This is a genomic window from Labrys wisconsinensis (assembly GCF_030814995.1).
GTDB lineage: Bacteria > Pseudomonadota > Alphaproteobacteria > Rhizobiales > Labraceae > Labrys > Labrys wisconsinensis.
Window position 1 is genome coordinate 94,254 of sequence record NZ_JAUSVX010000006.1, and the last position, 24,769, is coordinate 119,022.

At 70.3% G+C, this 24,769-nt stretch carries 24 protein-coding genes; 14 read left to right on the top strand and 10 right to left on the bottom strand.

The window, feature by feature from the left end; all coding sequences use genetic code 11:
- Nucleotide 1 precedes the first annotated feature (1 nt).
- Nucleotides 2-928: a 4-hydroxybenzoate octaprenyltransferase gene (gene ubiA / locus QO011_RS17245; RefSeq protein WP_307274429.1), complete on the top strand. Its 927-nt coding sequence runs from the start codon at nucleotides 2-4 to the stop codon at nucleotides 926-928.
- 6 nt (nucleotides 929-934) lie between these two features.
- Here ubiA and QO011_RS17250 read toward each other — a convergent pair whose 3' ends face one another.
- Complete coding sequence (locus tag QO011_RS17250; protein WP_307274430.1) at nucleotides 935-1,480, bottom strand: DUF6101 family protein; 546 nt, start codon at nucleotides 1,478-1,480, stop codon at nucleotides 935-937.
- Between the two features lie 423 nt (nucleotides 1,481-1,903).
- Here QO011_RS17250 and QO011_RS17255 point away from each other — a divergent pair, with 423 nt between their 5' ends.
- The 6 genes from QO011_RS17255 (at nucleotide 1,904) to QO011_RS17280 (ending at nucleotide 7,712) form a co-directional block, all read left to right on the top strand.
- On the top strand, nucleotides 1,904-2,713 hold the full coding sequence (locus QO011_RS17255; protein ID WP_307274431.1) for a 3'(2'),5'-bisphosphate nucleotidase CysQ: 810 nt from the start codon (nucleotides 1,904-1,906) through the stop codon (nucleotides 2,711-2,713).
- Between the two features lie 141 nt (nucleotides 2,714-2,854).
- Nucleotides 2,855-3,103 (top strand): DUF4170 domain-containing protein, encoded by a 249-nt coding sequence (locus tag QO011_RS17260; protein WP_307274434.1) that lies wholly within the window; start codon nucleotides 2,855-2,857, stop codon nucleotides 3,101-3,103.
- Between the two features lie 34 nt (nucleotides 3,104-3,137).
- Nucleotides 3,138-3,812: a lysophospholipid acyltransferase family protein gene (locus QO011_RS17265; RefSeq protein ID WP_307274437.1), complete on the top strand. Its 675-nt coding sequence runs from the start codon at nucleotides 3,138-3,140 to the stop codon at nucleotides 3,810-3,812.
- Between the two features lie 58 nt (nucleotides 3,813-3,870).
- A complete protein-coding gene (locus tag QO011_RS17270; protein ID WP_307274438.1) occupies nucleotides 3,871-5,169 on the top strand; it encodes a 3-deoxy-D-manno-octulosonic acid transferase in 1,299 nt (432 codons plus the stop codon).
- The gene (lpxK, locus tag QO011_RS17275; protein WP_307274930.1) at nucleotides 5,169-6,188 is read left to right on the top strand and encodes a tetraacyldisaccharide 4'-kinase; all 1,020 of its coding nucleotides are present in this window, start codon (nucleotides 5,169-5,171) and stop codon (nucleotides 6,186-6,188) included. Before QO011_RS17270 ends, lpxK begins: the two co-directional genes overlap by 1 nt.
- A gap of 240 nt (nucleotides 6,189-6,428) precedes the next feature.
- Complete coding sequence (locus QO011_RS17280; RefSeq protein ID WP_307274439.1) at nucleotides 6,429-7,712, top strand: Nramp family divalent metal transporter; 1,284 nt, start codon at nucleotides 6,429-6,431, stop codon at nucleotides 7,710-7,712.
- 71 nt (nucleotides 7,713-7,783) lie between these two features.
- Here QO011_RS17280 and QO011_RS17285 read toward each other — a convergent pair whose 3' ends face one another.
- The 3 genes from QO011_RS17285 to QO011_RS17295 are packed head-to-tail and all read right to left on the bottom strand — an operon-like array spanning nucleotide 7,784 to nucleotide 10,636.
- Nucleotides 7,784-8,005: a DUF2093 domain-containing protein gene (locus QO011_RS17285; protein WP_307274440.1), complete on the bottom strand. Its 222-nt coding sequence runs from the start codon at nucleotides 8,003-8,005 to the stop codon at nucleotides 7,784-7,786.
- A 57-nt stretch (nucleotides 8,006-8,062) separates the two neighbouring features.
- Nucleotides 8,063-9,574 carry an exodeoxyribonuclease VII large subunit gene (gene xseA, locus QO011_RS17290; protein ID WP_307274441.1) on the bottom strand — a complete coding sequence of 504 codons (1,512 nt, stop codon included), beginning with the start codon at nucleotides 9,572-9,574 and terminating at the stop codon, nucleotides 8,063-8,065.
- A gap of 48 nt (nucleotides 9,575-9,622) precedes the next feature.
- A complete protein-coding gene (locus tag QO011_RS17295; RefSeq protein ID WP_307274443.1) occupies nucleotides 9,623-10,636 on the bottom strand; it encodes a 1-aminocyclopropane-1-carboxylate deaminase in 1,014 nt (337 codons plus the stop codon).
- Between the two features lie 170 nt (nucleotides 10,637-10,806).
- Between QO011_RS17295 and QO011_RS17300 the strand changes: the two genes are divergently transcribed.
- Nucleotides 10,807-11,259 carry an Lrp/AsnC family transcriptional regulator gene (locus tag QO011_RS17300; RefSeq protein ID WP_307274445.1) on the top strand — a complete coding sequence of 151 codons (453 nt, stop codon included), beginning with the start codon at nucleotides 10,807-10,809 and terminating at the stop codon, nucleotides 11,257-11,259.
- A 12-nt stretch (nucleotides 11,260-11,271) separates the two neighbouring features.
- Here QO011_RS17300 and mntR read toward each other — a convergent pair whose 3' ends face one another.
- Nucleotides 11,272-11,724 (bottom strand): manganese-binding transcriptional regulator MntR, encoded by a 453-nt coding sequence (gene mntR, locus QO011_RS17305; RefSeq protein ID WP_307274447.1) that lies wholly within the window; start codon nucleotides 11,722-11,724, stop codon nucleotides 11,272-11,274.
- Nucleotides 11,725-11,985: 261 nt separating this feature from the next.
- Between mntR and QO011_RS17310 the strand changes: the two genes are divergently transcribed.
- Nucleotides 11,986-13,341 carry an Nramp family divalent metal transporter gene (locus QO011_RS17310; protein ID WP_307274449.1) on the top strand — a complete coding sequence of 452 codons (1,356 nt, stop codon included), beginning with the start codon at nucleotides 11,986-11,988 and terminating at the stop codon, nucleotides 13,339-13,341.
- A gap of 170 nt (nucleotides 13,342-13,511) precedes the next feature.
- Here QO011_RS17310 and QO011_RS17315 read toward each other — a convergent pair whose 3' ends face one another.
- The 3 genes from QO011_RS17315 to ppdK all read right to left on the bottom strand — a co-directional run bounded on the left by QO011_RS17315 (nucleotide 13,512) and on the right by ppdK (nucleotide 17,008).
- Nucleotides 13,512-13,823 (bottom strand): helix-turn-helix domain-containing protein, encoded by a 312-nt coding sequence (locus QO011_RS17315; RefSeq protein WP_307274451.1) that lies wholly within the window; start codon nucleotides 13,821-13,823, stop codon nucleotides 13,512-13,514.
- On the bottom strand, nucleotides 13,820-14,212 hold the full coding sequence (locus QO011_RS17320; RefSeq protein WP_307274453.1) for a type II toxin-antitoxin system RelE/ParE family toxin: 393 nt from the start codon (nucleotides 14,210-14,212) through the stop codon (nucleotides 13,820-13,822). The genes QO011_RS17315 and QO011_RS17320 overlap by 4 nt, the downstream gene beginning before the upstream one ends.
- A 123-nt stretch (nucleotides 14,213-14,335) precedes the next feature.
- On the bottom strand, nucleotides 14,336-17,008 hold the full coding sequence (gene ppdK, locus QO011_RS17325) for a pyruvate, phosphate dikinase (RefSeq protein WP_307274454.1): 2,673 nt from the start codon (nucleotides 17,006-17,008) through the stop codon (nucleotides 14,336-14,338).
- Between the two features lie 357 nt (nucleotides 17,009-17,365).
- Here ppdK and acuI point away from each other — a divergent pair, with 357 nt between their 5' ends.
- Entirely contained in the window at nucleotides 17,366-18,352 is a 987-nt protein-coding gene (gene acuI / locus QO011_RS17330) for an acrylyl-CoA reductase (NADPH) (RefSeq protein ID WP_307274456.1), read from the top strand.
- 119 nt (nucleotides 18,353-18,471) lie between these two features.
- Complete coding sequence (locus QO011_RS17335) at nucleotides 18,472-20,001, top strand: ATP-binding protein (protein WP_307274458.1); 1,530 nt, start codon at nucleotides 18,472-18,474, stop codon at nucleotides 19,999-20,001.
- A gap of 36 nt (nucleotides 20,002-20,037) precedes the next feature.
- Here the strand turns inward: QO011_RS17335 and QO011_RS17340 are convergent, their stop codons facing one another.
- Together QO011_RS17340 and QO011_RS17345 are read right to left on the bottom strand one after the other, a co-directional pair.
- A complete protein-coding gene (locus QO011_RS17340; RefSeq protein WP_307274460.1) occupies nucleotides 20,038-20,967 on the bottom strand; it encodes a LysR family transcriptional regulator in 930 nt (309 codons plus the stop codon).
- Between the two features lie 122 nt (nucleotides 20,968-21,089).
- On the bottom strand, nucleotides 21,090-21,953 hold the full coding sequence (locus QO011_RS17345) for a LysR family transcriptional regulator (RefSeq protein ID WP_307274931.1): 864 nt from the start codon (nucleotides 21,951-21,953) through the stop codon (nucleotides 21,090-21,092).
- A 198-nt stretch (nucleotides 21,954-22,151) separates the two neighbouring features.
- On the opposite strand from QO011_RS17345, the gene QO011_RS17350 reads away from it, so the two are divergent.
- The 3 genes from QO011_RS17350 to QO011_RS17360 all read left to right on the top strand — a co-directional run bounded on the left by QO011_RS17350 (nucleotide 22,152) and on the right by QO011_RS17360 (nucleotide 24,603).
- Entirely contained in the window at nucleotides 22,152-23,192 is a 1,041-nt protein-coding gene (locus tag QO011_RS17350; RefSeq protein WP_307274463.1) for an Atu2307/SP_0267 family LLM class monooxygenase, read from the top strand.
- Nucleotides 23,193-23,273: 81 nt separating this feature from the next.
- Complete coding sequence (locus QO011_RS17355; protein WP_307274465.1) at nucleotides 23,274-24,104, top strand: SDR family NAD(P)-dependent oxidoreductase; 831 nt, start codon at nucleotides 23,274-23,276, stop codon at nucleotides 24,102-24,104.
- 40 nt (nucleotides 24,105-24,144) lie between these two features.
- A complete protein-coding gene (locus tag QO011_RS17360; protein WP_307274468.1) occupies nucleotides 24,145-24,603 on the top strand; it encodes a nuclear transport factor 2 family protein in 459 nt (152 codons plus the stop codon).
- The last annotated feature ends 166 nt before the right edge of the window (nucleotides 24,604-24,769 follow it).

Below are 24,769 nucleotides of genomic sequence, written 5' to 3' on the forward strand. Positions count from 1 at the left end.
GATGAGCGGGCAGGTCGCCGACGCGCCGGCCGGCAACTGGGTCGATCGGTACGCGCCGCCGCTCCTGCGCCCGTTCCTGCGGCTGTCGCGGGCCGACCGCCCGATCGGCGGCTGGCTCCTGATGTGGCCGTGCTGGTGGTCGGCAGCGCTGGCCGCCCTGCAGCTCGGCCATGCCGCGCCCAATCCCTGGCACCTCGCGCTGTTCCTGATCGGCGCCTTCGCCATGCGCGGAGCCGGCTGCACCTACAACGACATCGTCGACCGCGACATCGACGCCGCGGTCGAGCGCACGCGCTCGCGGCCGCTGCCCTCCGGCCAGGTCGGGCTGTCGGCGGCGGTGGCCTGGCTGGTGGTGCAGGCGCTGGCCGGCTTCGTCGTGCTGCTGCAGTTCAACGCCTACACGGTCTGGCTCGGCCTCGCCTCGCTGCTGGTGGTCGCCGCCTATCCCTTCGTGAAGCGCTTCTCCTCCTGGCCGCAGGCGGTGCTGGGCCTGGCCTTCTCCTGGGGCGCGCTGATGGGCTGGGCCGCGTCCTACGGCCATCTCAACTCGGCGCCCGAGCTGCTCTTCGCCGGCTGCGTGCTGTGGGTGATGGGCTATGACACCATCTATGCCTGCCAGGACCGCGAGGACGACGCCCTCGTCGGCGTGCGCTCGACGGCGCGCCTGTTCGGCCGCCACGCCCGTGCCGGCGTCGCCCTGCTCTATGTCGGCGCGGTGGCGCTGATGGCCCTGTCGCTGGCGCTGGCCGACGCCGCGCTGTTCGCCTTCCTCGGCCTCGGCGCCTTCATGGTGCACCTCGCCTGGCAGGTGGTGCTGCTCGACGTCGACAATGCCGGGCGCTGCCTCAGGCTGTTCCGCTCGAACCGCGAAGCCGGGCTGGTGCTGTTCGCCGGCCTCCTGCTGGAATGCCTGGTGCGCTGGTTCTGACGCGATTCACGTCCGGGCGATGATCTCGCGTTCGCGGTGCACCTTGGGGTGCTTGGGCAGCCTGCCGGTGCGCCGGCGCGTCAGGAAGCGCGGCCGGCGCCGGGCGATGTGGGACGGCATGCGGCGCGGCCGCACCCGGCCGATCGCCAAGGCGCCGAGGCGGGGGAAGGGCTCGGAAAAGCTGCCGTCCAGCTCCGCCACCAGCATCGGCAGGCAGAAGCGGTTGGCCCAGTATTGCCACTCCGCCGCGACGTCGTGGTCGTCCGACGCCTCGAACAGCACCACGTCGAGGTCGCGGTCCTCGTGCACCAGGCGCACGAGCACGCGTGCGCCGTGCGCCGCCGTCGGCCGGACCTCCAGGGCGACGCCCTCGTAGAGGGGATAGGGGATGGCCACGCGCATCCTGACGCCGGCGCGGCTGCGCTCGATCTGCACCGCATGCTCGAGGATCTCGATGTGCCGCCGGCCGCCGTCGGCACGCGGATCCTCGACCTCGAAACGAATCGGGACGGCCAGGGCGCCGGACCGACTGGGTCGGTCCGGCGCGGCCACGTGCGTTCGGCACGCTGAGTGACGCCTCATGAAACTTGCTCCCTGCGGAACTCTTCGGTTCCGTCACGGCGCGAGACTGGCGCGGACCTCCCTCCCGGCGGCTTAAGGATCTCGGTTAAGCCTTGGTTGCCCCGCCCGGCCCGGCCGCTTTCGGTGGCTATGCTTAGGAAGGGCTTGCCGGGCAGGGTGAACGACTGGTTTTTAATCTCGTTCAAAAGCTTGGCTTGCGCCGCCCCGAGCCCTCGCCTAAATCGGGCGGGCTCGGCGGATCCCTCCGGGCGCGCCTTCCCCGACAGCCTGTTGCATCAAGCGGCGGCCGAGGACCGGCGTGCCGGCGGAAGGCCCGCGGAGCCGCCCGGCTTTGTGGACCGGCCGAAACGGCCTGCCCCGTCGCGCGGCCGATCGACTGCGGAAGGACTGGCCTTGCCCCACCCCGAAGGATTGACCGCGAAGGAAGCCCTGGCGCTGCTGATCGCCGCCGTGCGCGAGGCGGGCGAGATCGGCCTGCGCTTCGTGCGCGACGGAGCCAGGACCTTCACCAAGGCCGATGCCTCGCCGGTGACGGAGGCGGACCTTGCCATCGACGCCCATCTCGCCGGGCAGCTGCGCGCCGCCGCGCCCGCCATCGGCTGGCTGTCGGAGGAGACCGCCGACAGCGCCGAGCGGCTGGCCCGGCGCCAGGTCTGGATCGTCGATCCCATCGACGGCACGCGCGGCTTCGTCGCCGGCAACGGCGAATGGGTGATCTCGGCGGCGCTGGTCGAGGACGGAAGGCCCCTGGCCGGCGTGCTCTACCGCCCGACCACCGGCGATCTCTACGAGGCGCGCCGCGGCGGCGGCGCCTTCAAGAACGGCGTCCGCCTCGTCGTCCCCGACGGCGCGCTGTCCGATATCGGCCCGGTCGCCGGCCCCAAACCCTTCTTCGACATGCTGCGCCGCGGTGCCCCGCTCGCCGAGCGGGCCCCGAGCCTGGCCTCGCTCGCCCTCCGGCTCGCCTTCCTCGCCGAAGGCCTCATCGACGTCGCCTTTGCCGGGGCCAACAGCCATGACTGGGACATCGCCGCCGCCGAGCTGATCGTCGAGGAGGCGGGAGGGCGCGTCACGGGGTGCGACGGCGCTCCGATCCTGTACAACAGGCCCGAGCCCGTGCACCAGGCGCTGGTCTGTGCCGGGCCGGCGCGCCATGCCGCGCTCGCGGCGCTGCTGCGCGAGCAGACGATGGCGCATCACTGACAGCAGCGGCCGGAATGCCGGCGCATCCGGCCGCTCGAAGCCAAGCCTTCCCGGGGACCCGCATCGGGATCTCCGCAAGATCAGGGAGGAGCGCCGGGAGTGGTCTCGAACTCACCCCGTTTGCTCTGCAAAGGACCTGCGATGGCGGACCAACCCAAGCAATTGCTGCATCTGGTGATCGGCGGCGAATTGACCTCGCTCGGCGGCACCGAGTTCAGGGACCTCAAGGCCGTCGACATCGTCGGGGTCTTCCCCGACTATGCCAGCGCCAAGGTCGCCTGGAAGGCCAAGGCGCAGTCGACCGTGGACAGCGCCCAGACCCGCTACTTCATCGTGCACCTGCATCGTCTGCTCGATCCCTCGACGGACACGACGGCCGGGCAATCCTGACGCGATGTTCAAGCGGCTGGGTCGATCGGTTGCGGTGCAGCGCTTCGCCGGAGAATGCCTTGCGCTCTGGTTGAAGTTCGTGCGCGCGACGTCGCGCTTCACCGATCAACCCGCCGATCTCTACGGGCCGATCCGGGACCGCTACCCCTATATCGTCGCCATGTGGCACGGGCAGCACTTCCTGGTGCCGTTCATGCGGCGCGAGGGGCATTCCTTCAAGGTCCTGATCTCGCGCCACGGCGACGGCGAGATCAACGCGGTGGCGGTGACGCGCCTCGGCCTCGGCCTGGTCCGCGGCTCCGGCGGACGCCCGGCGCGGCAGTTCCGCAAGGGCGGCCCGGCGGCGCTGCGCGAGATGGTGGCGACGCTGGGCGAGGGCAGCTCGGTCGGCTCGACCGCCGACGTGCCGCGCAAGGGCGGCGTCGCCGGGCCCGGCATCGTCGCCCTGGCCCGCCTCTCCGGCCGGCCGATCGTGCCGGTGGCGGTCGCGACCTCCAACCTGATCCGCCTCTCGACCTGGGACCGGGCGGTGATCAACCTGCCTTTCTCGCGCGGGGCCTTCGTCGTCGGCGATCTCGTCCACGTGCCGGCCGACGCGGACGCGGCCCTCCTGGAGGAAAAGCGCCGCGAGGTCGAGCGGGCGCTCGACCTCGCGCACGAGCGGGCCTATGCCATGGTCGGCCGCACATTCCGGAAGGCGCGACCGTGACGCCGGCATCCCGGGTCCGCAGGGGCGGGCCGCTCCCTCCCGGCCGATCGGCGGCGCGATGAGCCGATCCCTGCCCATCGGCCTCAGGCTGTACCGGCTCGGCGCGTCGGTGCTGGGCCTTGCGGCGCCGCTGTTCCTCGCCGTGCGCCGCGCCCGCGGCAAGGAGGACGGCGCCCGCATCGGCGAACGGCACGGCATTCCCGGCCTCGACCGGCCGGGGGGACCGCTGTTCTGGCTGCACGGCGCCAGCGTCGGCGAGACTCTGACCGTGCTGCCGCTGGCCGAGCGGCTGGTGGCGCGCGGCTGCACCGTGCTCGTGACGTCGGGCACGGTCACGTCGGCCGCCGTGCTGGCGCGGCGCCTGCCCCCGGGCTGCCTGCACCAGTTCGTCCCGCTCGACGTGCCCGCCTTCGTGCGGCGCTTCCTCCGGGCCTGGCGCCCGGATGTGGCGATCTTCGTGGAATCGGAGCTGTGGCCGGTGATGATCACCGAGGCCCACCGCCACAGGGTGCCGCTGGTGCTGGTCAACGGGCGGATGTCGTCGCGCTCCTTCGCCCGCTGGCGCCGCCTGCCGCGCACCATTGCCGCGCTGCTCGGCCGCTTCGACCTCTGCCTCGCCCAAAGCGCGGCGGATGCCGAGCGTTTCGCCGCCCTCGCGGCGCCGCGCGTCTCGGCGCCCGGCAACCTGAAGTTCGACGCCGCGCCGCTGCCCTTCGACGGCGCCGCGCTGGCCCGCCTGCAGGCGACGCTGCGGGGCCGGCCGGTCTGGGTCGCCGCCTCCACCCACGAGGGCGAGGAGGCCATCGCCGCCGCCGTCCACGCCCGCGTGCGCAGCGGCGTGCCCGACCTCCTCACCATCATCGTCCCGCGCCATCCCGAGCGGGGCGATGCCATCGCCGACGTGGCGGCCGGGCAGGGCTTCAACGTCCTGCAGCGCTCGCGCGGCTTCGAGCCCGACCGCGGCGTCGAGATCTATGTCGCCGATACGGTGGGCGAGCTCGGCCTGTTCTATCGCCTCGCCCGCATCGTCTTCGTCGGCGGTTCGCTGGTGCGCCACGGCGGCCAGAATCCGGCCGAGGCGGCGCGGCTCGGCGCGGCGGTCCTGCACGGGCCCCATACCGGCAATTTCGTCGATGCCTATGCCGCGCTCGACCGGCACGGCGGCGCCGCGGCGGTCGCGGACGGTGATGCGCTGGCGGCCGAGGTCGAGCGGCTGCTCGTCGATCCCGCGGCGGTGGGGGCCATGGCGGCGGCGGGCGAGCGGGCCGTTGCCGGCCTCGCCGGCGCGCTCGACCGGGTGGTCGGAGCGCTCGACCCCTATCTCGTCCATCTCGCCCTCAGCGGGAGCCGGCGGTGATGCGCTGGCCTCGGCCCGTCCTGCGTCCGCCGCCGTTCTGGTACCGCCCGCCGGGCATGGCGGCGCGGCTGCTCGGCCCTGTCGCCCGCGCCTATGGTGATGCCGTCGCCGAGCGGATGGCGCGGCCTGGCGGGCGGGTCTCGGCGCCGGTGCTGTGCGTCGGCAATTTCACCGTCGGCGGCGCGGGCAAGACGCCGCTGGCGCTCGCCATCGCAGGCATGCTGCTGGAGGCGGGCGAGCAGCCGATCTTCCTCACCCGCGGCTATGGCGGCGACGAGCACGGGCCGGTGCTGGTCTCGCCCGACGACGGTGCCGACCGCGTCGGCGACGAGGCGCTGCTGCTCGCCGAATGCGCGCCCACCATCGTCGCCGCCGACCGGCTCGCCGGCGCCATCCTCGCCTGCCAGAGCGGAGCGAGCATCGTCGTCATGGATGACGGCTTCCAGAACCCGGCGCTGGTCAAGGATTGCTCGATCGTCGCCGTGGACGGGGAGACCGGCATCGGTAACGGCCTCGCCCTGCCCGCCGGGCCGCTGCGGGCGCCCGTGCACGCCCAGATGCCCTTCGCCTCGGCCGTGGTGGTGATCGGCGCGGGCGATCCCGGCGCCCGCGTCGCCGACTTCGCCAGGGAGTCCGGCCGGGCGGTGTTCCATGCCCGCGTCGGCCCCGAGCCTTCCGCGCCGGGCCTGCGCGGCAAGCGCGTGCTGGCCTTCGCCGGCATCGGCCGCCCGGAAAAATTCTTCAAGACCCTCGCCGACCTCGGCGCCATCATCGCGGCCACCGAGGTGTTCCCCGACCATCATCGCTTCAGCGAAGCCGATGCCCTGCGCATCGCCGGCCGCGCCCGCGGCGGCAAGCTCGTGCCGGTGACCACCGCCAAGGACATGGTGCGCCTCGCCGGCGGCCCGGCCCGCGACGCCCTCGCCTCGATCAGCCGCGTCGTGCCGGTGCGGCTGACCTTCGAGGACGGCCAGGCGGTGCGGCGCTTCCTGGCCAAGATGCTCAACGTCAGCTTCTGAGCGGCGGCCGGCCCCCGTGGATCGCGCGTGCCGGTCGCTCGGACGCCGCGTCCGATGCCTTCGTCCGGTCCGCCGTTTCGCCTCGCGCCACCCCGTTGCCGACGCCTGCAGCCTGCGCTCGCGAGGGATGCGCGCGTCGCATGGCAGAACCCCTGTTGACGTTTTATAGCAATTGCTAAATCATATTGCAGGGGCGAAGAAAGCGGACGCGACATGCAAACGGCTCTCGCACGACAGACGATGACGGACCGCACGACAGCGGCCATCCGCGACGCCCTGGCCGGCCGCCGGCGGGGACCCATGGCCGCCATGCTGTTCGCCGGCCCGGCGGTGATCGCCTCGATCGCCTACATGGATCCCGGCAATTTCGCCACGAACATCCAGGCCGGCGCCAAGTATGGCTATGCCTTGCTCTGGGTGGTGCTGATGGCGAACGTCATCGCCATGCTGTTCCAGGCCCTCTCGGCCAAGCTCGGCATCGTCACCGGCCGTAACCTCGCCGAGATGTGCCGCGAGCATTTCCCGCTTCCCGTCGTCCTCGCCATGTGGGCGGTCAGCGAGGTCGCCGCCATGGCGACCGACCTCGCCGAATTCCTCGGCGGCGCGATCGGCCTGTCCCTGTTGTTCCAGATGCCGCTCCTGGCGGGCATGATCGTCACCGCCGTCGTGACCTACGGGATCCTGCTGTTCGAGAAGCACGGGTTCCGGCCGATGGAGCTGATCATCGGCGCGCTCGTGGCGGTCATCGGCCTGTGCTATCTCGCGGAGATGTTCATCGCCCCGGTCTCATGGGGAGAGGTGGCGCTCCACTCGGTGCTGCCGCAGATGCCCGACGCCGCGGCGCTGACCATCGCGGTCGGCATCATCGGCGCCACCGTCATGCCGCACGCGATCTATCTCCATTCCGGCCTGACCCAGAACCGTGCGCCGGCGCGCGACGAGACGGAGCGGGGCAAGCTGATCAAATTCTCGAACATCGAGGTTTTCGTCGCGCTGGCGATCGCCGGCCTCGTCAACATGGCGATGGTGGTCATGGCCTCGAGCGCCTTTCACGCCGGGCATAGCGACGTCGCGGAGATCGAGACCGCCTATCACACGCTGACGCCGCTGCTGGGCATCGGCGCGGCCGGAATCTTCCTGGCATCCCTCATCGCCTCCGGCGTTTCCAGCTCGGTCGTCGGCACGATGGCGGGGCAGATGATCATGCAGGGCTTTGTCGGCTTCCGCATCCCGATCTGGGTGCGGCGCCTGGTGACGATGATCCCTGCCTTCATCGTGGTCGCGCTCGGCGTCAACGCCACCGATGCCCTCGTCCTCAGCCAGGTGGTTCTCAGCATCGCCCTGCCCGTGCCGATGATCGCCCTCGTCATCCTCACCCGGCGGGTCGACATCATGGGATCCTTCGCCAACGGCAAGCTGACGGACGTGCTCGCCATCGTCGGCACCGCGATCGTCCTGATCCTCAACGCGGTGCTGCTGCTGCAGACCTTCGGCGTCGACATCCCGGGACTGCCGACCGGCTGATCGCCGGCGCCGGGCGCCGCGGACAACGCAAGGCCGGGCGCCGTGCCCGGCCTGCGACGGCGTCGCGCGTCCTACGCCAGTCCCAGCGCCCGCAGCCGCGTCATCACCGCGTCGCGCGAGGAATAGGCCTCCTGCCGGTCGACGCTCCAGTAGCGCAGGTCGTCCAGCGCGATCGGCTCGCCGGTCACGGCGCAGCGCACGAAGGCGCCGGGGCGGATGACCCTGAGGTCGCCGTCGAGATATTGCAATTGCGCCTCGCCGGGTGTCGGCGGGCGGCGTTCATATCGGTTCATGGCGCGAACTGCGGTTGCTTTGGCTCTTTCTAGCGTCTTGCGGGGGGCGGCGCCACCTCAGTCGAACAGGCCCTTCTGCGGCACGTCGGTGCCCGGGCGCGTCCGCCGCATCGCCGGCCTGGACGGGGGAGCGGGCGGGCCGTCCTCGCTGCGCACCCTCACCCGGCCGTCGGCGAACTGGATGTCGAGCAGGCCGGCCGCCCGCGCCGTCTCGACGTCGCGCACCGGCCGGTCGCCGCCGTCGCGCACCAGCGCGAAGCCGCGCTTCAGCACGCCCTGGTAGGAATAGGCCTCCAGCAGGGTGGCGAGGCGGGTGAGGGCGTCGCGCCGCCGATGGGTGCGCGTCTGCGCCACCGCCGAGAGTCGCGAGAACAGGGTCTGCAGCCGCTCGCGGCCGATGTGCGCCTCGCGGGCCAGCAGGCGGGGAGCGAGCCGCTCGGCCAGGGAGGCCAGCCGCGCCCGGCCGATCTCGAGGCGGGCGCGGGGACTGCACGCCAGGAGCCGCCGCGACAACGCGTCGAAGCGCTGCTGGTGGCGCCGCGCATTGAGGATCAGCGCCTGCGTCAGCCGTCCGGCGGTGAGGTCGAGCCGCTGGCGCGGCGTCGCCAGCAGCGCCTCGGCGCCGGGCAGGCCGCGAGCGAGGTTGCGCAGGTCGCTGCGCCGGCGCTCGATGTGCCGCAGCGTGCTGGCGGTGAGCCGCCCGCCGAGATCGGCGAGATCGGCGAGGAGGTCGGCCCTGACCGGCACCGCCATCTCGGCCGCGCCGGTCGGCGTCGGGGCCCGGCGATCCGCCACGTGATCGATCAGCGTCCAGTCCGTCTCGTGGCCGACCGCCGAGATCAGCGGGATCGGGCAGGCCGCGGCGGCGCGCACCACCACCTCCTCGTTGAAGGACCACAGGTCCTCCAGGCTGCCGCCGCCGCGCGCCACGATCAGCACGTCGGGGCGCGGTATGGGGCCGCCCGGAGCGAGGGCGCCGAAGCCGGCGATGGCGGCGGCGACCTCGGCGGCGCTGGTCTCGCCCTGCACCCGCACCGGCCACACCACCACCCGGCGCGGGAAGCGGTCGGAGAGGCGGTGCAGGATGTCGCGGATCACCGCCCCGGTCGGCGAGGTGACGACGCCGATCACCTGCGGCAGATAGGGCAGCGGCTTCTTGCGCGCCTCGTCGAACAGGCCCTCGGCCGCGAATTTGCGGCGGCGCTCCTCCAGGAGCGCCATCAGCGCGCCGAGACCGGCCGGCTCCAGCCGGTCGATGACGATCTGGTAGGAGGACTTGCCGGGGAAGGTGGTCAGCCGGCCATGGGCGATCACCTCCATGCCCTCCTCGGGCCGCGTCTTCAGCCGGGCGAGCGTGCCCTTCCAGACCACGGCGTCGATCTTGGCGCCTTCGTCCTTCAGGGCGAAATAGGCATGGCCCGAGGCGACCGGGCCGCGATAGCCGGAAATCTCGCCGCGCACGCGGACATAGCCATAGGCCTCCTCGACCGTGCGCTTGAGGGCCTGCGACAGCTCGGAGACGGACCATTCGGGCGCATTGGACGGCGATTCGGCGGGAAGATCGGACATGGCGAGAGCTTAGCCGCCGCTCCCGGCGAGGTCGAGCGCCCGCGGCCCTCAGCCGTTGCGGAAGGCGTAGGCATAGCCGTTGATCGCGGGCACGCCGCCGAGATGGGCGTAGAGCACCTTCGACCCCGCGGGAAATGCGCCCTTGCGCACCAGGTCGATCAGGCCCTGCATGGATTTGCCCTCGTAGACGGGGTCGGTGATCATGCCTTCGAGGCGCGCGCAGAGCCGGATCGCCGCCTTCGTCTCGTCCGACGGCACGCCGTAGAGGGGATAGGCGTAGTCCTCGTGCAGGACGACGTCCTCGGCGACGATGTCCCGGCCGAGCTCGACCAGCCCGGCGGTGTCGCGGGCGATCTGCAGCACCTGCGCCCGGGTCTGCTCCGGCGTCGCCGAGGCGTCGATGCCGATCACCCGGCGGGCGCGGCCGTCGGCGGCGAAGCCGACCAGCATGCCGGCATGGGTCGAGCCGGTGACGGTGCAGACGATGATGAAGTCGAACTGGAAGCCGAGCTCGCGCTCCTGCCGGCGCACCTCCTCGGCGAAGCCGACATAGCCGAGGCCGCCATATTTGTGCACCGACGCCCCGGCCGGGATCGGGTAGGGCCTGCCGCCCCGGGCCTCGACGTCGGCGATCGCCTCTTCCCAGCTGCGCCGGATGCCGATGTCGAAGCCGTCCTCGACCAGGCGCACATCCGCGCCCATGATCCGGCTCAGCATGATGTTGCCGACACGGTCGTAGACCGCGTCCTCGTGCGGCACCCAGCTCTCCTGCACCAGCCGGCACTTCATGCCGATCTTGGCGGCCACGGCCGCCACCATCCGGGTGTGGTTGGACTGCACGCCGCCGATCGAGACCAGCGTGTCGGCGCCGGAGGCGATGGCGTCGGGAATGATGAACTCGAGCTTGCGCAGCTTGTTGCCGCCGAAGGCGAGGCCCGAATTGCAGTCCTCGCGCTTGGCATAGAGCTCGACCTGGCCGCCGAGATGGGCGCCGAGGCGCTCGAGCTTCTCGATCGGCGTCGGGCCGAAGGTGAGGGGATAGCGGGCGAATTTCTCCAGCATGGGTGGGCTCCAGCGGCGGTGATCGACATGTGGAGGCTATCACTCCCGCATTGAACGATCTCACCGAAGCTGTGCACATTTTCAGTCGAAAGAGTTATAGATGAGGACAATCATCAGAAATTCATCGGATATCGTACCAGAAAATGAAAGAATCTTCCAAAAAGCAGGGAATGGATCGCATCGACCTCAAGCTGCTGCGTCTGCTGCAGGTCGACGGCCGTATCAGCAATGCCGATCTGGCGGACCGGGTCGGCGTCAGCCCGGCAACCTGCCACCGGCGCATGCAGCGCCTGTTCGCGGAGGGCTTCATCAGGCAGGTGCGTGCCATGGTGGCGCCGCACAAGGTCGACCGAGGGGCGCTGGTGATGGTCGGCGTCGTGCTCGACCGTTCGACGCCGGAGAGCTTCGCGGCGTTCGAGAAGGCGGTGGCGACGCTGAAATTCGTGCTCGACTGCCACCTCGTCGCCGGCGACTTCGACTATGTCCTGAAGATCCGGGTCGGCGACATGGCCGATTTCAACCGCATCCATGGCGACCAGCTGATCGCGCTGCCGGGCGTGCGCCAGACCCGGACCTTCTTCGTCATGAAGGAGGTGGTCGACAATGCGCCCCTCGACTTCTGAGCCGCGCGGGTCCTAAGCCTTGGCCAGCGCCCTCCGGAACGCCTCCAGCGTCTCGGCGCTGACATGGTGCTCGATGCCCTCGGCGTCGATCCGGGCCGTCTCGGCGCTGACGCCGAGCGAGCGCAGGAAGGCCTCCACGGTCTGGTGACGCACCCGGCTCTGATGCGCGACCGCGTGCCCGGCTTCGGTCAGGAACACGCCGCGATAGGGCTTGCGCGACACCAGGCCCTCGCTCGCGAGGCGGGCGAGCATCTTGGCCACGGTCGGCTGCGCGACGCCGAGCCGCGCGGCGATGTCGACCTGCCGGGCCTCGTTGCCGTCCTCGATCAGGTCCGCGATCAGCTCGACATAGTCCTCCACCAGCGCCGAGCGGCGGGCTTCGCGGGTCTGCCGAAATCCCGCCGAATGGATCTCGGCATCGGGGAGCGGCTCCTGGCGCGGCGCAGGCCGGCGTGTACGCGGCACGATCGGTGGCTCTCCTCGTGGTGCGGCCTCCCGGAGGCCGCCGCGGTCTTCATAGCACAGGCGCCGGCGGTTCGCCCCCGGATGCCCGTCCAGCCCCGTTATCACGGACCGGGGCCGCGGAGAGCCGAACCTCGGCGCAATGCACGGAAAAATCTGCATTTAAGCAGTGGCGATGAAATATAGCATATTGAATAATGTCGAGCCGCGGTCCATATTGGAATTGATCCAACGTCAATCTCCCCCTTCTCGTGGAATGGTCCGATGTCCGAGGCCGAGAGCGTGTTGCGGCACCGAGCCTGGAAAGCCTCCGCTGCCGAGGACGATGCGCGGCCGAGCCTGCCGGAGGTGCACGCCTCGGTGAGCGTGCCGCGGGGCGGCTCCTGGATCCGGCGTCTGCTGGCCTTCACCGGCCCGGGCTACATGATCTCGGTCGGCTACATGGATCCCGGCAACTGGGCGACCGACCTCGCCGGCGGCGCCCAGTTCGGCTACACCTTGCTGACGGTGATCATGCTGTCGAACCTGATGGCGATCCTGCTGCAGGCGCTGTCGGCGCGCCTGGGCATCGCCACCGGCCGCGACCTGGCGCAGGCCTGCCGCGACCACTATTCCAGGCCGGTCAACATCGCGCTGTGGATCGCCTGCGAGCTGGCGATCATCGCCTGCGACCTCGCCGAGGTCATCGGCACGGCGATCGCCCTGCAGCTCCTGTTCGGCATCCCGCTCATCGCCGGCGCCCTGATCACGGCCCTGGACGCCTTCCTGCTCCTGCTCCTGATGAACAAGGGCTTCCGCTTCATCGAGGCCTTCGTCATCGCCCTCCTGGTGGTGATCGCCACCTGCTTCGCCATCCAGATCGTCGCGGCGGCGCCGCCCGTGGCCGCGATCCTGAAGGGCTTCGTGCCTTCGCCGGAGATCGTCACCAACCCGGCGATGCTCTATGTCGCCATCGGCATCATCGGCGCGACGGTGATGCCGCACAATCTCTACCTCCACTCCTCGATCGTGCAGACCCGCGCCTATGAGCGGACGGAGGAGGGGCGCCGGGACGCGATCAAATGGTCGACCGCCGACAGCACCATCGCGCTGATGCTGGCCCTGTTCGTCAACGCGGCGATCCTGATCGTCGCCGCCGCCGCCTTCCACGAGACCGGCCATGCCGACGTGGCCGAGATCGACCAGGCCTACGAGCTCCTGTCGCCGCTGCTCGGTCTCGGCATCGCCTCGACCCTGTTCGCCGTGGCGCTGCTCGCCTCGGGCCTCAACTCGACGGTGACCGCGACGCTCGCCGGCCAGATCGTCATGGAAGGCTTCCTGCGCCTGCGCCTGCCCAACTGGGCCCGCCGCCTCATCACCCGCGGCATCGCCATCGTCCCGGTCGTGGTCGTCACCGCCCTGTACGGCGAGAAGGGCACGGCGCAGCTCCTGGTGCTCAGCCAGGTCATCCTTTCCATGCAGCTGCCCTTCGCCGTGATCCCGCTGGTGCGCTTCGTCACCGACCGGCGCAAGATGGGCGTCTTCACCATTCCCCGCTGGGCCGCCGTCCTGTCCTGGACCGTGGCCGGCATCATCCTGGTGCTGAACTTCAAGCTGTTGTTCGACACCGTGCTCGGGTGAGGCCCAGATCGGCTAGGCCGGCCTCGACGTGGCCAGCCGCGGTCTCCTCCTCTCGGATGAGGAGGTGGAGGTCGCCGAACGCCGCGCCGAGACGCTTCGGCGGCTGAACGGGCGGCCCGCGTGAAGCTGGCGCGGACGCCGAAGGCGGCTCGATTCCGCTGATCGCCGGCTTATCGCTCTACCGGCGCGGTCTTGGCCGGTGCGAAACTGATGCGCAGGCGGTTGCCTGTCGCCTTGGCGAACCTTTGCAGCGTGCGCGTCGATGGCATGGTGCGGCCGCTTTCCAAGCGGGCAACGACCGCCTGTGTCGTGCCCATCGCCTTCGCCACGTCCGCCTGGGTCATCGCGGCGGCAGTTCGAGCCTTGATCAGAGCCTCGGCGAGCGCGAATTCCTCATCCAAGGCGTCATAAGCCGCGCGGAATTCCGGATCCTTGAACCAGTCCCGAGCTGCTTCTTCGACCGGTATATAGTGGCGGATCATCGAACCTCCTTCGCCCTTTGCAGGGCCAACTCGATTTCGCGGCGCGGGGTCTTCTGGGTCTTTTTCGCGAAGACCCGGACAATCACGACACGCTGGCCTGTGGCGGTGACATAGGCCGCACGGGCGATACCGTCCTTGCCCTTCAGTCGCATTTCCCAGAGAACACCCTGGAGGTGTTTCACATAAGGTTCGTGCACCTCGTGCAATCCGCCGGCCTCGATAAGCCGCGAAATGCGCAGGAAGCTTGCCACGATGTCGCGCGGGAGCGCCTCAAGCTCCGCCCGCACATCGGCATTCAGAAAACTGACGGTCCAAGGTATTCCGAGAAATATATCTTTTTTGCAATAACGGGCAAGCGGCCTTCCTTTTCTTTTCGTCGGCAGCTGCATCGATGCCGTCGTGAAGGCAGGCCCTCGCGACGGCTGCATCGGAAAGGGGATTGGGCGATCGTGCGCCTGCAACGGGGCCGATGCAGGTTGGGGTGGGGTGATGTCAGACGACCTCGCCGTCCCTCAGCCCTTGCCCTTGTCCGCCAGCGCCGCCTGCGCCGCCGCCAGGCGGGCGATCGGCACGCGGAAGGGGGAGCAGGAGACGTAGTCGAGCCCGGCGCTCTCGCAGAAGGCGATCGAGGCGGGATCGCCGCCATGCTCGCCGCAGATGCCGAGCTTGAGCCCAGCGCGCGCCGCCCGGCCGCGCTCGGCCGCGAGCTTCACCAGCTCGCCCACGCCCTCCTGGTCGATCGACACGAAGGGGTCGACGGCAAAGATGCCCTTCTGCACATAGGTGCCGAGGAAGGCGGCGGCATCGTCGCGGCTGATGCCGATCGTGGTCTGGGTGAGGTCGTTGGTGCCGAAGGAGAAGAACTCCGCCGTCGCGGCGATCTCGCCGGCGCGCAGTGCCGCGCGCGGCAGCTCGATCATCGTGCCGACCTGGTAGGAGAGGGCGACGCCGCTCTCCCGGGTCACCGCCTCGGCCATGGCGACGATGCGCGCCTTGACCAGGTCGAGCTCGGCCTTGGTGGCGACCAGCGGCACCATCACCTCCGGCGTCACCGGCTTGCCGGTGGAGCGGGCGGCCTCGACCGCCGCCTCGAAGATGGCGCGGGCCTGCATCTCGGCGATCTCGGGATAGGCGATGGCGAGGCGGCAGCCGCGAAAGCCCAGCATCGGGTTGAACTCGCTGAGCTCCAGCGCCCGGGCCTTCAGCTTGGCCTCGGAGGCGCCCATGGCGGCGGCGACCTCGGCGACCTCCTCGTCGGTGTGCGGCAGGAACTCGTGCAGCGGCGGGTCGAGCAGGCGGATCGTCACCGGCAGGCCCGACATGATCTCGAACAGCTGGCGGAAATCGGCCCGCTGCATCGGCAGGAGCTTGGCGAGGGCGGCCCGGCGGCCCTTCTCGTCGTCGGCCAGGATCATCTCGCGCATGGCGACGATGCGGCCTTCCTCGAAGAACATGTGCTCGGTGCGGCACAGGCCGATGCCCTCCGCCCCGAACTGCCGCGCCTGGCGCGCGTCGGAGGGCGTCTCGGCATTGGTGCGCACCTTCATGCGGCGCAGGCCGTCGGCCCATTCCATCAGGGTGGCGAATTCGCCCGAGAGCTCCGGCTGCTGCATCGCCACCTTGCCGGCGAGCACCTGGCCGGTCGAGCCGTCGAGGGTGATGATGTCGCCCCTGCGCCAGGCCTTGCCGCCGGCATGCAGCACGCCGGCGGCCGCATCGACCCGGATCGAGCCGGCGCCGGAGACGCAGGGCTTGCCCCAGCCGCGCGCCACCACGGCGGCGTGCGAGGTCATGCCGCCGAGGCGGGTGAGGATGCCGGCGGCGGCGAGCATGCCCTTGATGTCCTCCGGGCTGGTCTCCTGGCGCACCAGGATTACCGGACGGCCGGCCGATTTCACCGCCTCCGCCTCCTCGGAGGTGAAGACGATCTCGCCCGAAGCGGCGCCGGGGGAGGCCGGCAGGCCGCGGGCGATCTCCTGGCGCGCGGCCTTGGGATCCAGGGTCGGGTGCAGCAGCTGGTCGAGCCCGGCGGGATCGACGCGCGCCACCGCCTCCGCGCGGGTGATGACGCCCTCGTTCGCCATCTCCACCGCGATCCTGAGGCTGGCCTTGCCGGTGCGCTTGCCCGAGCGGGTCTGCAGCATCCAGAGCTTGCCGGCCTCCACCGTGAACTCGATGTCCTGCATGTCGCGGTAGTGCTGCTCCAGCACGTGCGTGATGCGCTTGAACTCGGCGAAGGCCTGCGGCATCGCCTTTTCCATCGAGGGGGCCGGCATGCCGCCGGCGATGCGCGCCGTCTCGGTGATCGGCTGCGGCGTGCGGATGCCCGCCACCACGTCCTCGCCCTGGGCGTTGATCAGGAACTCGCCATAGAGCGCGTTCTCGCCGGTGGAGGGGTTGCGGGTGAAGGCGACGCCGGTGGCCGAGCTCTCGCCGCGATTGCCGAACACCATCGCCTGCACGTTGACCGCGGTGCCCCAGCTCTCCGGGATCTGCTGCAGGGAACGGTAGGTGATGGCGCGCGCATTCATCCAGGAGGAGAACACCGCGCCGATGGCGCCCCAGAGCTGTTCGTGCGGATCCTGCGGGAAGGGCTTGCCGAGCTCCTCCTGCACCAGCGTCTTGTACTTGGCGACAAGGCCCTTCCAGTCGGCGGCCGTCAGGTCGGTGTCGAGCACATAGCCCTTGTGCTCCTTGAAGTCCTCGAGGATCTCCTCGAAATGGGCATGGTCGACTTCCAGCACCACGTCCGAATACATGGTGATGAAGCGCCGGTAGCTGTCCCAGGCGAAGCGCTCGTCGCCCGAGGCGGCCGCCACCGCCGCCACGGTGGCGTCGTTGAGGCCGAGGTTCAGCACCGTGTCCATCATGCCGGGCATCGAGGCCCGCGCGCCGGAGCGCACCGAGACCAGCAGCGGGTTGGCCGGGTCGCCGAAGCGCTTGCCGGTGATGCGGCCGACCGCGGCGAGCGCCGCCTCGACCTCGCCGGCGAGCTCGGGCGGATAGTGCCGGTCATGGGCGTAATAGTGGGTGCAGACCTCGGTGGTGATGGTGAAGCCGGGGGGCACCGGCAGGCCGATATTCGACATCTCGGCGAGGTTGGCCCCCTTGCCCCCGAGCAGGTTGCGCATGCCCTGCTCGCCTTCGGCCCGGCCGTCACCGAAGCCATAAACCCACTTCGTCATGCTTCACCTCTCCCACGCGGCCATCGTCCGAACCCTGTCCGGGGACCGGACGGACATGCCGCAGTTCCGAAGGCTCCGGCCGGCATGCGCAGGGGCTGATCCCCTCGCGCGCCGGCCGGGCAGTGGTTGCCGGCAGGCTTTTCACAGCGCGACGCGAATTGCAATTGCTATGTGCGGACGGCCGGCGTGATTTGCGCAAATCCTCACAACCCTGCGTAATGGGTTGGCATTGCTGATCTTTTGTCTGACAAGACTCTGCCGGGCGTGGCAGCGGCATGCGCCGGCCGCGCCGGACATTCCGCTTGCGTTCCCCGCCGTGCGGCAGGACAAACGCCTCGGTTGTCCCCGGAGATGCGCATGCCCACCTTCAAGGCCCTCGTCGTGACCAAGCCGGACACCGGCTATGCCTGCGACTTCGCCGAGTTCGACGAGCAGGACCTGATGGAGGGCGACGTCACCGTCCGCATCACCCATTCCACCGTCAACTACAAGGACGGCCTGGCCATCACGGGCAAGAGCCCGGTGGTGCGGCGCTTCCCGATGATTCCGGGCGTCGATTTCGCCGGCGAGGTTACCGCCTCCACCCACAAGGACTGGCGGCCCGGCGACCATGTCGTGCTCAACGGCTTCGGCGTCGGCGAGACCCATCTCGGCGGCTATGCCGAGAAGGCGCGGATCAAGGGCGACTGGCTGGTGCCGCTGCCCTACGGCCTCAGCCATGCCCAGGCCATGGCCATCGGCACGGCCGGCTACACCGCCATGCTCTGCCTGATGGCCCTGGAGGCCCATGCCATCGCGCCGAGCCGCGGCCCGGTGCTGGTGACCGGCGCCGCCGGCGGCGTCGGCTCGGTGGCGGTAGCCCTGCTGGCCAAGGCCGGCCACGAGGTGGTCGCCTCGACCGGGCGCACGGAGGAGGCGGACTATCTCAAGGACCTCGGCGCCGCCGAGGTGATCGACCGGGCCGAGCTCACCGGCAAGGTCCGCCCGCTCGGCAAGGAGCGATTCGCCGGCGTGGTCGACACCGTCGGCTCGACCACGCTCGCCAATGCCCTGTCGATGACGAAGTATGGCGGCGCCGTCGCGGCCTGCGGCCTCGCCGGCGGCATGGACCTGCCGGCGACGGTCGCCCCCTTCATCCTGCGCGGGGTGTCGCTGCTCGGCGTCGACTCGGTGATGTGCCCCCTGGTGGTGCGCAAGGAGGCCTGGCGCCGCCTCGGCAACGAGCTCGACCGCGGCAAGCTCGCGGCCATGACCAGCACCGTGCCCTTCGCCGAGGTCAAGGAGGTGGCGGCCCGCATCCTGGAAGGCCGCACGCGCGGGCGCGTGGTGGTCGAGATCGGCTGAGGCGCGCCTGCCGAAGATGTGGAAAGCGCCGCCCGGGCGGCCCCGGGGATTTCATCGGCCGGCCGATGCCGGTATTGAGGGGCTGCCGAAGGCGAGGGCGGCCGGGCCGGAGGAGGGGAATGAAGATCGAGATCGAGATGGGCAGCGTCTCCGCCCCCGGCGGAGCCGGTGGGCCGGCGATGCTCGATATCGAGGAACTCCTGGCCACCCGCCTCCTGGTGCAGGGCAATTCCGGCTCGGGCAAGTCGCATCTGCTGCGCCGGCTGCTGGAGCAGAGCGCCCCGCATGTGCAGCAGGTGATCGTCGACCCCGAGGGCGAGTTTTCCGGCCTCGCCGAGCGCTTCGGCCATGTCGTGGTCGATGCCGACCGCAGCGTCGCCGAGCTCGGCACCATCGCCGGGCGCGTGCGCCAGCACCGCGTCTCCGCCGTGCTCAACCTGGAGAGCCTCGACGCCGAGCGGCAGATGCGGGCGGCGGCGGTGTTCCTCAACGCCCTGTTCGACGCCGAGCGCGACCATTGGTACCCGATGCTGGTGGTGGTGGACGAGGCGCAGCTCTTCGCCCCCGCCGTCTCCGGCGACGTGGCCGAGGAGGTGCGCAAGCTCTCGCTCGGCGCCATGACCAACCTGATGTGCCGCGGCCGCAAGCGCGGCCTCGCCGGCATCATCGCCACCCAGCGCCTGGCCAAGCTCGCCAAGAACGTCGCGGCCGAGGCTTCCAACTTCCTGATGGGCCGCACCTTCCTCGACATCGACATGGCCCGCGCCGCCGACCTGCTCGGCCTCGACCGGCGCCAGGCCGAGACCTTCCGCGAATTGCAGCGCGGCCATTTCGTCGCCCTCGGCCCGGCCATCTCGCGCCGGCCGCTGCCGATCAAGGTCGGGCCGGTGGAGACGCAGATGCGCGCCGCCGCGCCGAAGCTGACGCCGCTGCCCGAGCAGCCCTCGGAAGAGGCGCGCGAGCTGATCCTGGCGCCGGTCCCGGCCGCGCCGGCCCGCGCTGCGGCCGAGCGGCGGCCGAGCGTCCCGCCGCCGCTGTCGACCAACCAGATCCTCGAGCAGGTGGTGCGCAACCGTCCCGCGGCGCCCGCTGAGGAGGAGCCGGTGGTGCCCTGGGCGGAGCGTGAGGCGCTGTTCCGCCGCATCGCCTACGAGATGATGCTGGAGCCGCAGGCCCATTTCCGGCCCGAGCCTGGGCTCTACCAGGATTTCCTCGCCCGCTGCCGTCTGGAGAAGCTGCCCGGCGCCTTGCCGCTCGCCGATTTCCGGCTGCAGCTCAGCATCGCCCGCGCCGGCCTCGACCCCGCGGCCGTCGACGCCGAGGCCTGGCAGGCGGCGATCGACGTCGCCCGCCGCGTGCCGAGCGACCTGCAGGCCGTGTTCCTGATCCTCGCCGCCGCGGCGCTGCAGGGCGCCGCCTGCCCCTCCAACATGGAGCTCGCCCATCGCTGCGGCTCCCATTCGGCCGGGCGGGCCAAGAGCCAGATCCGCCACCTCGAGCGCGCCGGCTTCGTCGTCACCCGCGCCGACATGCGCGGCAACCGCATCGCCGCCATCCCGGACCTCGGCTGGGAGACGGCGCTGGGCGACCCGAACGCGCCGGCCGCCCCGGCGGCGGTCGCCGAGGACGACATCATCGCTGCCGAATAGGCCGCGGCAGCCTCACAGCCCCGCGGCGCGAGGGCTTTACAGCCCCGCGGCGATGCCCTTGCCCTCGATCAGCCCGCGGCGCCTGGCGAGGGCGTCCCAGGCATGGTCCATGAACACCCGCACCCGGGCGGAATGCTTCAGGTCCGGATGGGTCAGGAGCCAGAGCGGCGAGGAGAGCTCGTCGAGCGGCTCGGAAATCCGCGCCAGGCTGGAGATCTGGTCGCCGATGAAGCAGGGCAGGGGCGCGAAGCCGACGCCGGCCTCGATCGCCTCGGCGACGCCGAGCACGGTGTTGAGGCGCATCACCACGCGCTCCACCGCCACCTCCCGCTCCATCCAGCGCGAGGGCTGGATATGAGCGAGGTTCTCGCCGAAGCCGACCCAGCGCCCGCCGAGCGCATCCACCATGTCGCGTCCGGCGAAGGGCGACTGGCCGTAGACCGCCCAGGCGATGACGCAGATCTTGCGGCCGACCAGCGTCTCCGGCGGCGCCGACGTCGCGCGGATCGCCACGTCGGCGTCGCGCTTGGACAGGTTGAGCGAGGCGTTGGCGATCACCACGTCGAGGCGGATGTCCGGGCACGCCTTGAGGAAGCTGGCGAAGACCGGCGTCATCAGGTGCACCATCAGCGTGTCGTTGGTGGTGACGCGCAGATCTCCCGAGGGCTTGATGTCGCGCCCGGCGATGCGGCGCTCGAAGCTGGTGATCTCCCCGTCCATGCGCCCGGCCAGCGCCACCATCTCCTCGCCTGCGGCGGTGAGGGCGTAGCCCTGGCGGCCGCGCTCGAACAGGCGGGTGCCGAGGACCTCCTCCACGGCGTTGATGCGCCGGAACACGGTGGAATGGTTGACGCCGAGCTTCTCGGCCGCCCCGACCAGCGACTTCGCATCCGCCACCGCCTGGACATAGCGATAGTCGTCCCAGGAGGTCTGCACGCGGGAGGGGGCGGTCGGGGACGTCGTCATCGGCAGGCCATCTGCTTGCAATCTTGCAAACAAATGCGCCGTGACGATGACGTTGGCAAGCGCCCGTGGTGCCGGGCCCGATCCGTGGCCGGCCTGGGCGGATATCTCCGATGATCCGGCCGTCAGCCGAAATGCTCGATCAGCAATTCGGTGAGGGCACGGATCTTTCGCGTGGGGTGCTGCCCCGGCGGCCGGACGACGAACAGGCCGGCCTCGGGCAGCGGATACTGCGGCATCACCGGGACCAGGGAACCCGACGCCAGGTCCTTCTCCGTCAGGAAGTCCGGCAAGGCGGCGATGCCGAGCCCGGCGACGGCTGCCGCCGCAAGCGCCGTCCCGTTATCCGCCTTGAACCGGCCCTGCGGATGAACGGCGATCGTCCTGTCTCCGTCGATGAACCGCCAGGTCTCGGTGCCTTGCAACAGGGCCTGGTGCGAGACCAGCCCTTCCGGCGTCTCGGGCGCCCCATGCTCCCTGATATAGGCGGGACTGGCAACGAGCCTGCCATGGATGGGCCCGACGCGCCGTGCGATCAGGTTCGAGTCGCTGAGGTAGCCGACGCGGACGGCGCAGTCGAAGCCTTCTCCCACGATATCGACGAAACGATCGCTGTAGCAGGCATGCACGTGAAGGAGCGGATGCCTGCTGGCCAGGTCCGCCAGCACCGGCGCCAGATGCGTCGGGCCGAAGGATAGCGGCGCCGCAATCCGCAGGCGACCGCGCAGGTCGCCGGCGGGCAGGATCGTCTCCCGCGCGACGTCGATCTCGGCGCAGACCCTGGCCGCATGCTCGCGGAACGTGACGCCGGCCTCGGTGAGCGCCGCGCCGCGGGTGGTCCGTGCGAGAAGCTGGACGCCGAGCTCGGATTCCACCCGGATCAGCCGCCGGCTGACGATGGACTTCGAGACACCGAGCCGGCGGGCGGCCGGCGACACGCCGCCGGCATCGGCCACCTCGACAAAGGTCTGCAGGTCTTCGAGATCCAGCATCGGCGTTCCAGTTTTCGCGACACAGCTTACCAGGCTGTGAGGCTACCACGCCGCCGCGCGGAACGGCATCTTGCCGTCAGCCAAAGCCGGCGAGGGCTCGCGGCGCGGCCGCTTCCCGGGATCGCCGGCGAGACGGACCTCGTGCCGCCGCCGCTGGTCGCGTCTGCCGGCTGACAACTGCGCAGGAAACGCATCATGGACATCGGCATCGACAGTTTCGCGGCAATCCTCCCCGATCCCGCGACGGGCCAGCTGCCTTCGGCAACCGATCGCATGGCCGATCTCCTCGAAGAGGTCGAGGTCGCCGACCGCGTCGGGCTCGATGTGTTCGGCATCGGCGAGCACCATCGCGCCGAATTCCTGGATTCCGCGCCGGCGATCATTCTGGCGGCGGCGGCGGCCCGCACCACCAGGATCCGCCTCACGAGCGCGGTTACGGTGCTGAGCGCCGCCGATCCCGTGCGGGTCTTCCAGGAGTTCGCGACCCTCGACCTGATCGCGAAGGGGCGCGCCGAAATCGTCGTCGGCCGCGGCTCGTTCGGCGAGGCCTATCCGCTGTTCGGTCTGAACCTGCGGGACTATGACGATCTCTTCGCGGAGAAGCTCGACCTCTTCCTCAAGCTCCGCGAGACGACCAATCTCAAATGGGAAGGCCGGTTCCGTCCGGCGCTCGAGGGCCAGGGCGTTTTCCCTCGCCCCCATCAATCGCGCTTGCCGGTCTGGCTCGGCGTCGGCGGCACGCCGGACTCCTTCGTGCGCGCCGGCATGCTGGGCCTTCCCCTGATGGTCGCGATCATCGGCGGCAGCTTCCGGCGCTTCCGCCCGCTCATCGATCTCTACCGCGAGAGCGGTCTGCGTGCCGGGCATGCGCCCGGGCAACTCAAGGTCGGCGTCCATGCGATGGGCTTCGTCGGAGAAACCACTGCCGAGGCCAAGGATGCCTTCTTCCCCGGCTGGGCGCATCTGACGGCGAAGATTGGTGGCGAGCGCGGCTGGTCGGCGCCGACGCGCCAGCAGTTCGAGGCGATGTGCAGCCCGGAAGGCGCCTTCCTCATCGGCGACCCCGCGACCGTCGCCGCCAAGATGCTCGATGCCGGCGATGCGCTCGGCGGCATCTCGCGCATCACCTTCCAGATGAGCACCGCATCCCTCGAAACGGCGGCGATGAAGCGCTCGATCGAGCTGCTCGGACGCGAGGTGGCGCCCATCGTCCGGGCAGCGCCGGCAAAGCCGTGACGGAACCTGCGTCACCCCGCGCCATCTGAAAGGAGACACCTGATGTCATCGGCATCCCGACAGTCCGGCCGGTCCGCTGCGGTGACCGGCGCCGGCGGCGGCCTCGGCCGCGATATCGCGCTCGGGCTCGCGGCCAAAGGCTATATCGTGTTCGGCACGGCCATGTCCGCCGCGGAAGTCGGGGATCTGAAGGCCGCCTCCGGCGGGCGCGTCAGCCTGACCGTCTGCGACATGACCAGGGAACAGGCCGTGAAGGCCTGGGCCGGCGGCGTGTCCGACGCGCTCGGCAATGCCGGCCTCGACCTCCTCATCAACAATGCCGGCATCCTGACCCCGGGACCCATCGAGGTTCTGCCGCTCGACGCCATCCGGCGCGAATTCGAGGTCAATGTGTTCGGCGCGCTCTCGGTCATGAACGCCTATCTGCCGGCGCTGCGGAAGGCCCGTGGCCGCATCGTCCAGGTCAGCACCTGGACGGCCAGCGTGCCGCTGCCCTTCAACGGGCCATCGGGCGCCTCGAAGGCGGCCATGGAGGTGTTCTCGGCCGTCTATCGCGCCGAGCTGAAGCGGTTCGGCATCGACGTCGTGGTGGCCGCGGCCGGAAACATGAGAACCGGCGGCCCGGCGAAGACGGCGGCGGCTCTCGCCCGCATTGCCGACGGCATGACGCCTGAACACCGCGCGTTGTACGCGGACGCGTTCGGAACCTTTGCCACCACCCTCAACGGCATGCAGGCGGGCGGGCTCGACTCCGTCGCGGCGGCCGCGCGCGTGATCGAGCTCGCCGAGCAGGTGCCCGCGCCCAGCCGCGCGCCGGTCGGCCCGGACGCCGACGCGATGCTTCGGGCCGCCCGCGAGAAATCCGACGCCGAACTGGATGCGCTGCGCCTCGAGATCGTCGGCCTGAGCTAGCGCGTCCGACCCTCCATCACGTCACAACCAGGAGTGAGCCATGATCGAGCTCGTCGACACCAGCGACACCCGTGCCGTCCGCAACAAGGACAACGTCCTTGAGTTCTATGATCTGGTGATCAACCAGAAGAAGTCGGAGGAATTCGTGGGCCGGTTCATGACCCCCGGATATGTCCAGCACAATCCGCTCATCGCGGACGGCGCGGAAGCGCTGGGACAGTTCTTCGGTGGAATCACCAGGGACCGCGCTGAGGCTCGCGTCATCGTCCATAAGATCATCGCCGTCGGCGACTATGTCTTCGCCCACGTGAATTTCCTGAATCTCTTCAACGACGACCCAGCGGATACCGGGATCGCCGGCGTCGACATCTACAGGATGGATGCGGAGGGAAAGGCGATCGAGCATTGGGACACATTGCAGGTCGTCGGCACCCCTGAAAACGCGGCCCCATGGCTCGCGCCGGATATCCCGCGCGCCAATCCGCACGGGATGTTCTGAGCCGGAGGACCATGAGCGACACGCGCGATCAGACCTGCGCGGGCGTGAGCAGGCTCGCCGGGCTCGGCATATCGCCGATCGCGCCGCTGGAAACGCTCGCGGCCTGAGCCGGGCAACGCCGCCCGGTCAGCGAAGGACGCGCGGACGCGGATCGGAAGGGCGCCGA

Excerpts from the sequence above, each read along its gene's own strand:
- QO011_RS17315 (WP_307274451.1), bottom strand. The coding sequence starts at position 13,823 with ATGATCCGCCACTATATACCGGTCGAAGAAGCAGCTCGGGACTGGTTC.
- QO011_RS17350 (WP_307274463.1), top strand. The coding sequence starts at position 22,152 with ATGGACATCGGCATCGACAGTTTCGCGGCAATCCTCCCCGATCCCGCG.
- QO011_RS17340 (WP_307274460.1), bottom strand. The coding sequence starts at position 20,967 with ATGACGACGTCCCCGACCGCCCCCTCCCGCGTGCAGACCTCCTGGGAC.
- QO011_RS17335 (WP_307274458.1), top strand. The coding sequence starts at position 18,472 with ATGAAGATCGAGATCGAGATGGGCAGCGTCTCCGCCCCCGGCGGAGCC.
- QO011_RS17280 (WP_307274439.1), top strand. The coding sequence starts at position 6,429 with ATGACGGACCGCACGACAGCGGCCATCCGCGACGCCCTGGCCGGCCGC.
- QO011_RS17285 (WP_307274440.1), bottom strand. The coding sequence starts at position 8,005 with ATGAACCGATATGAACGCCGCCCGCCGACACCCGGCGAGGCGCAATTG.
- QO011_RS17310 (WP_307274449.1), top strand. The coding sequence starts at position 11,986 with ATGTCCGAGGCCGAGAGCGTGTTGCGGCACCGAGCCTGGAAAGCCTCC.
- ppdK (WP_307274454.1), bottom strand. The coding sequence starts at position 17,008 with ATGACGAAGTGGGTTTATGGCTTCGGTGACGGCCGGGCCGAAGGCGAG.
- acuI (WP_307274456.1), top strand. The coding sequence starts at position 17,366 with ATGCCCACCTTCAAGGCCCTCGTCGTGACCAAGCCGGACACCGGCTAT.
- QO011_RS17295 (WP_307274443.1), bottom strand. The coding sequence starts at position 10,636 with ATGCTGGAGAAATTCGCCCGCTATCCCCTCACCTTCGGCCCGACGCCG.
- ubiA (WP_307274429.1), top strand. The coding sequence starts at position 2 with ATGAGCGGGCAGGTCGCCGACGCGCCGGCCGGCAACTGGGTCGATCGG.
- QO011_RS17360 (WP_307274468.1), top strand. The coding sequence starts at position 24,145 with ATGATCGAGCTCGTCGACACCAGCGACACCCGTGCCGTCCGCAACAAG.
- QO011_RS17320 (WP_307274453.1), bottom strand. The coding sequence starts at position 14,212 with ATGCAGCTGCCGACGAAAAGAAAAGGAAGGCCGCTTGCCCGTTATTGC.
- xseA (WP_307274441.1), bottom strand. The coding sequence starts at position 9,574 with ATGTCCGATCTTCCCGCCGAATCGCCGTCCAATGCGCCCGAATGGTCC.
- QO011_RS17300 (WP_307274445.1), top strand. The coding sequence starts at position 10,807 with ATGGATCGCATCGACCTCAAGCTGCTGCGTCTGCTGCAGGTCGACGGC.
- QO011_RS17270 (WP_307274438.1), top strand. The coding sequence starts at position 3,871 with ATGAGCCGATCCCTGCCCATCGGCCTCAGGCTGTACCGGCTCGGCGCG.
- QO011_RS17260 (WP_307274434.1), top strand. The coding sequence starts at position 2,855 with ATGGCGGACCAACCCAAGCAATTGCTGCATCTGGTGATCGGCGGCGAA.
- lpxK (WP_307274930.1), top strand. The coding sequence starts at position 5,169 with ATGCGCTGGCCTCGGCCCGTCCTGCGTCCGCCGCCGTTCTGGTACCGC.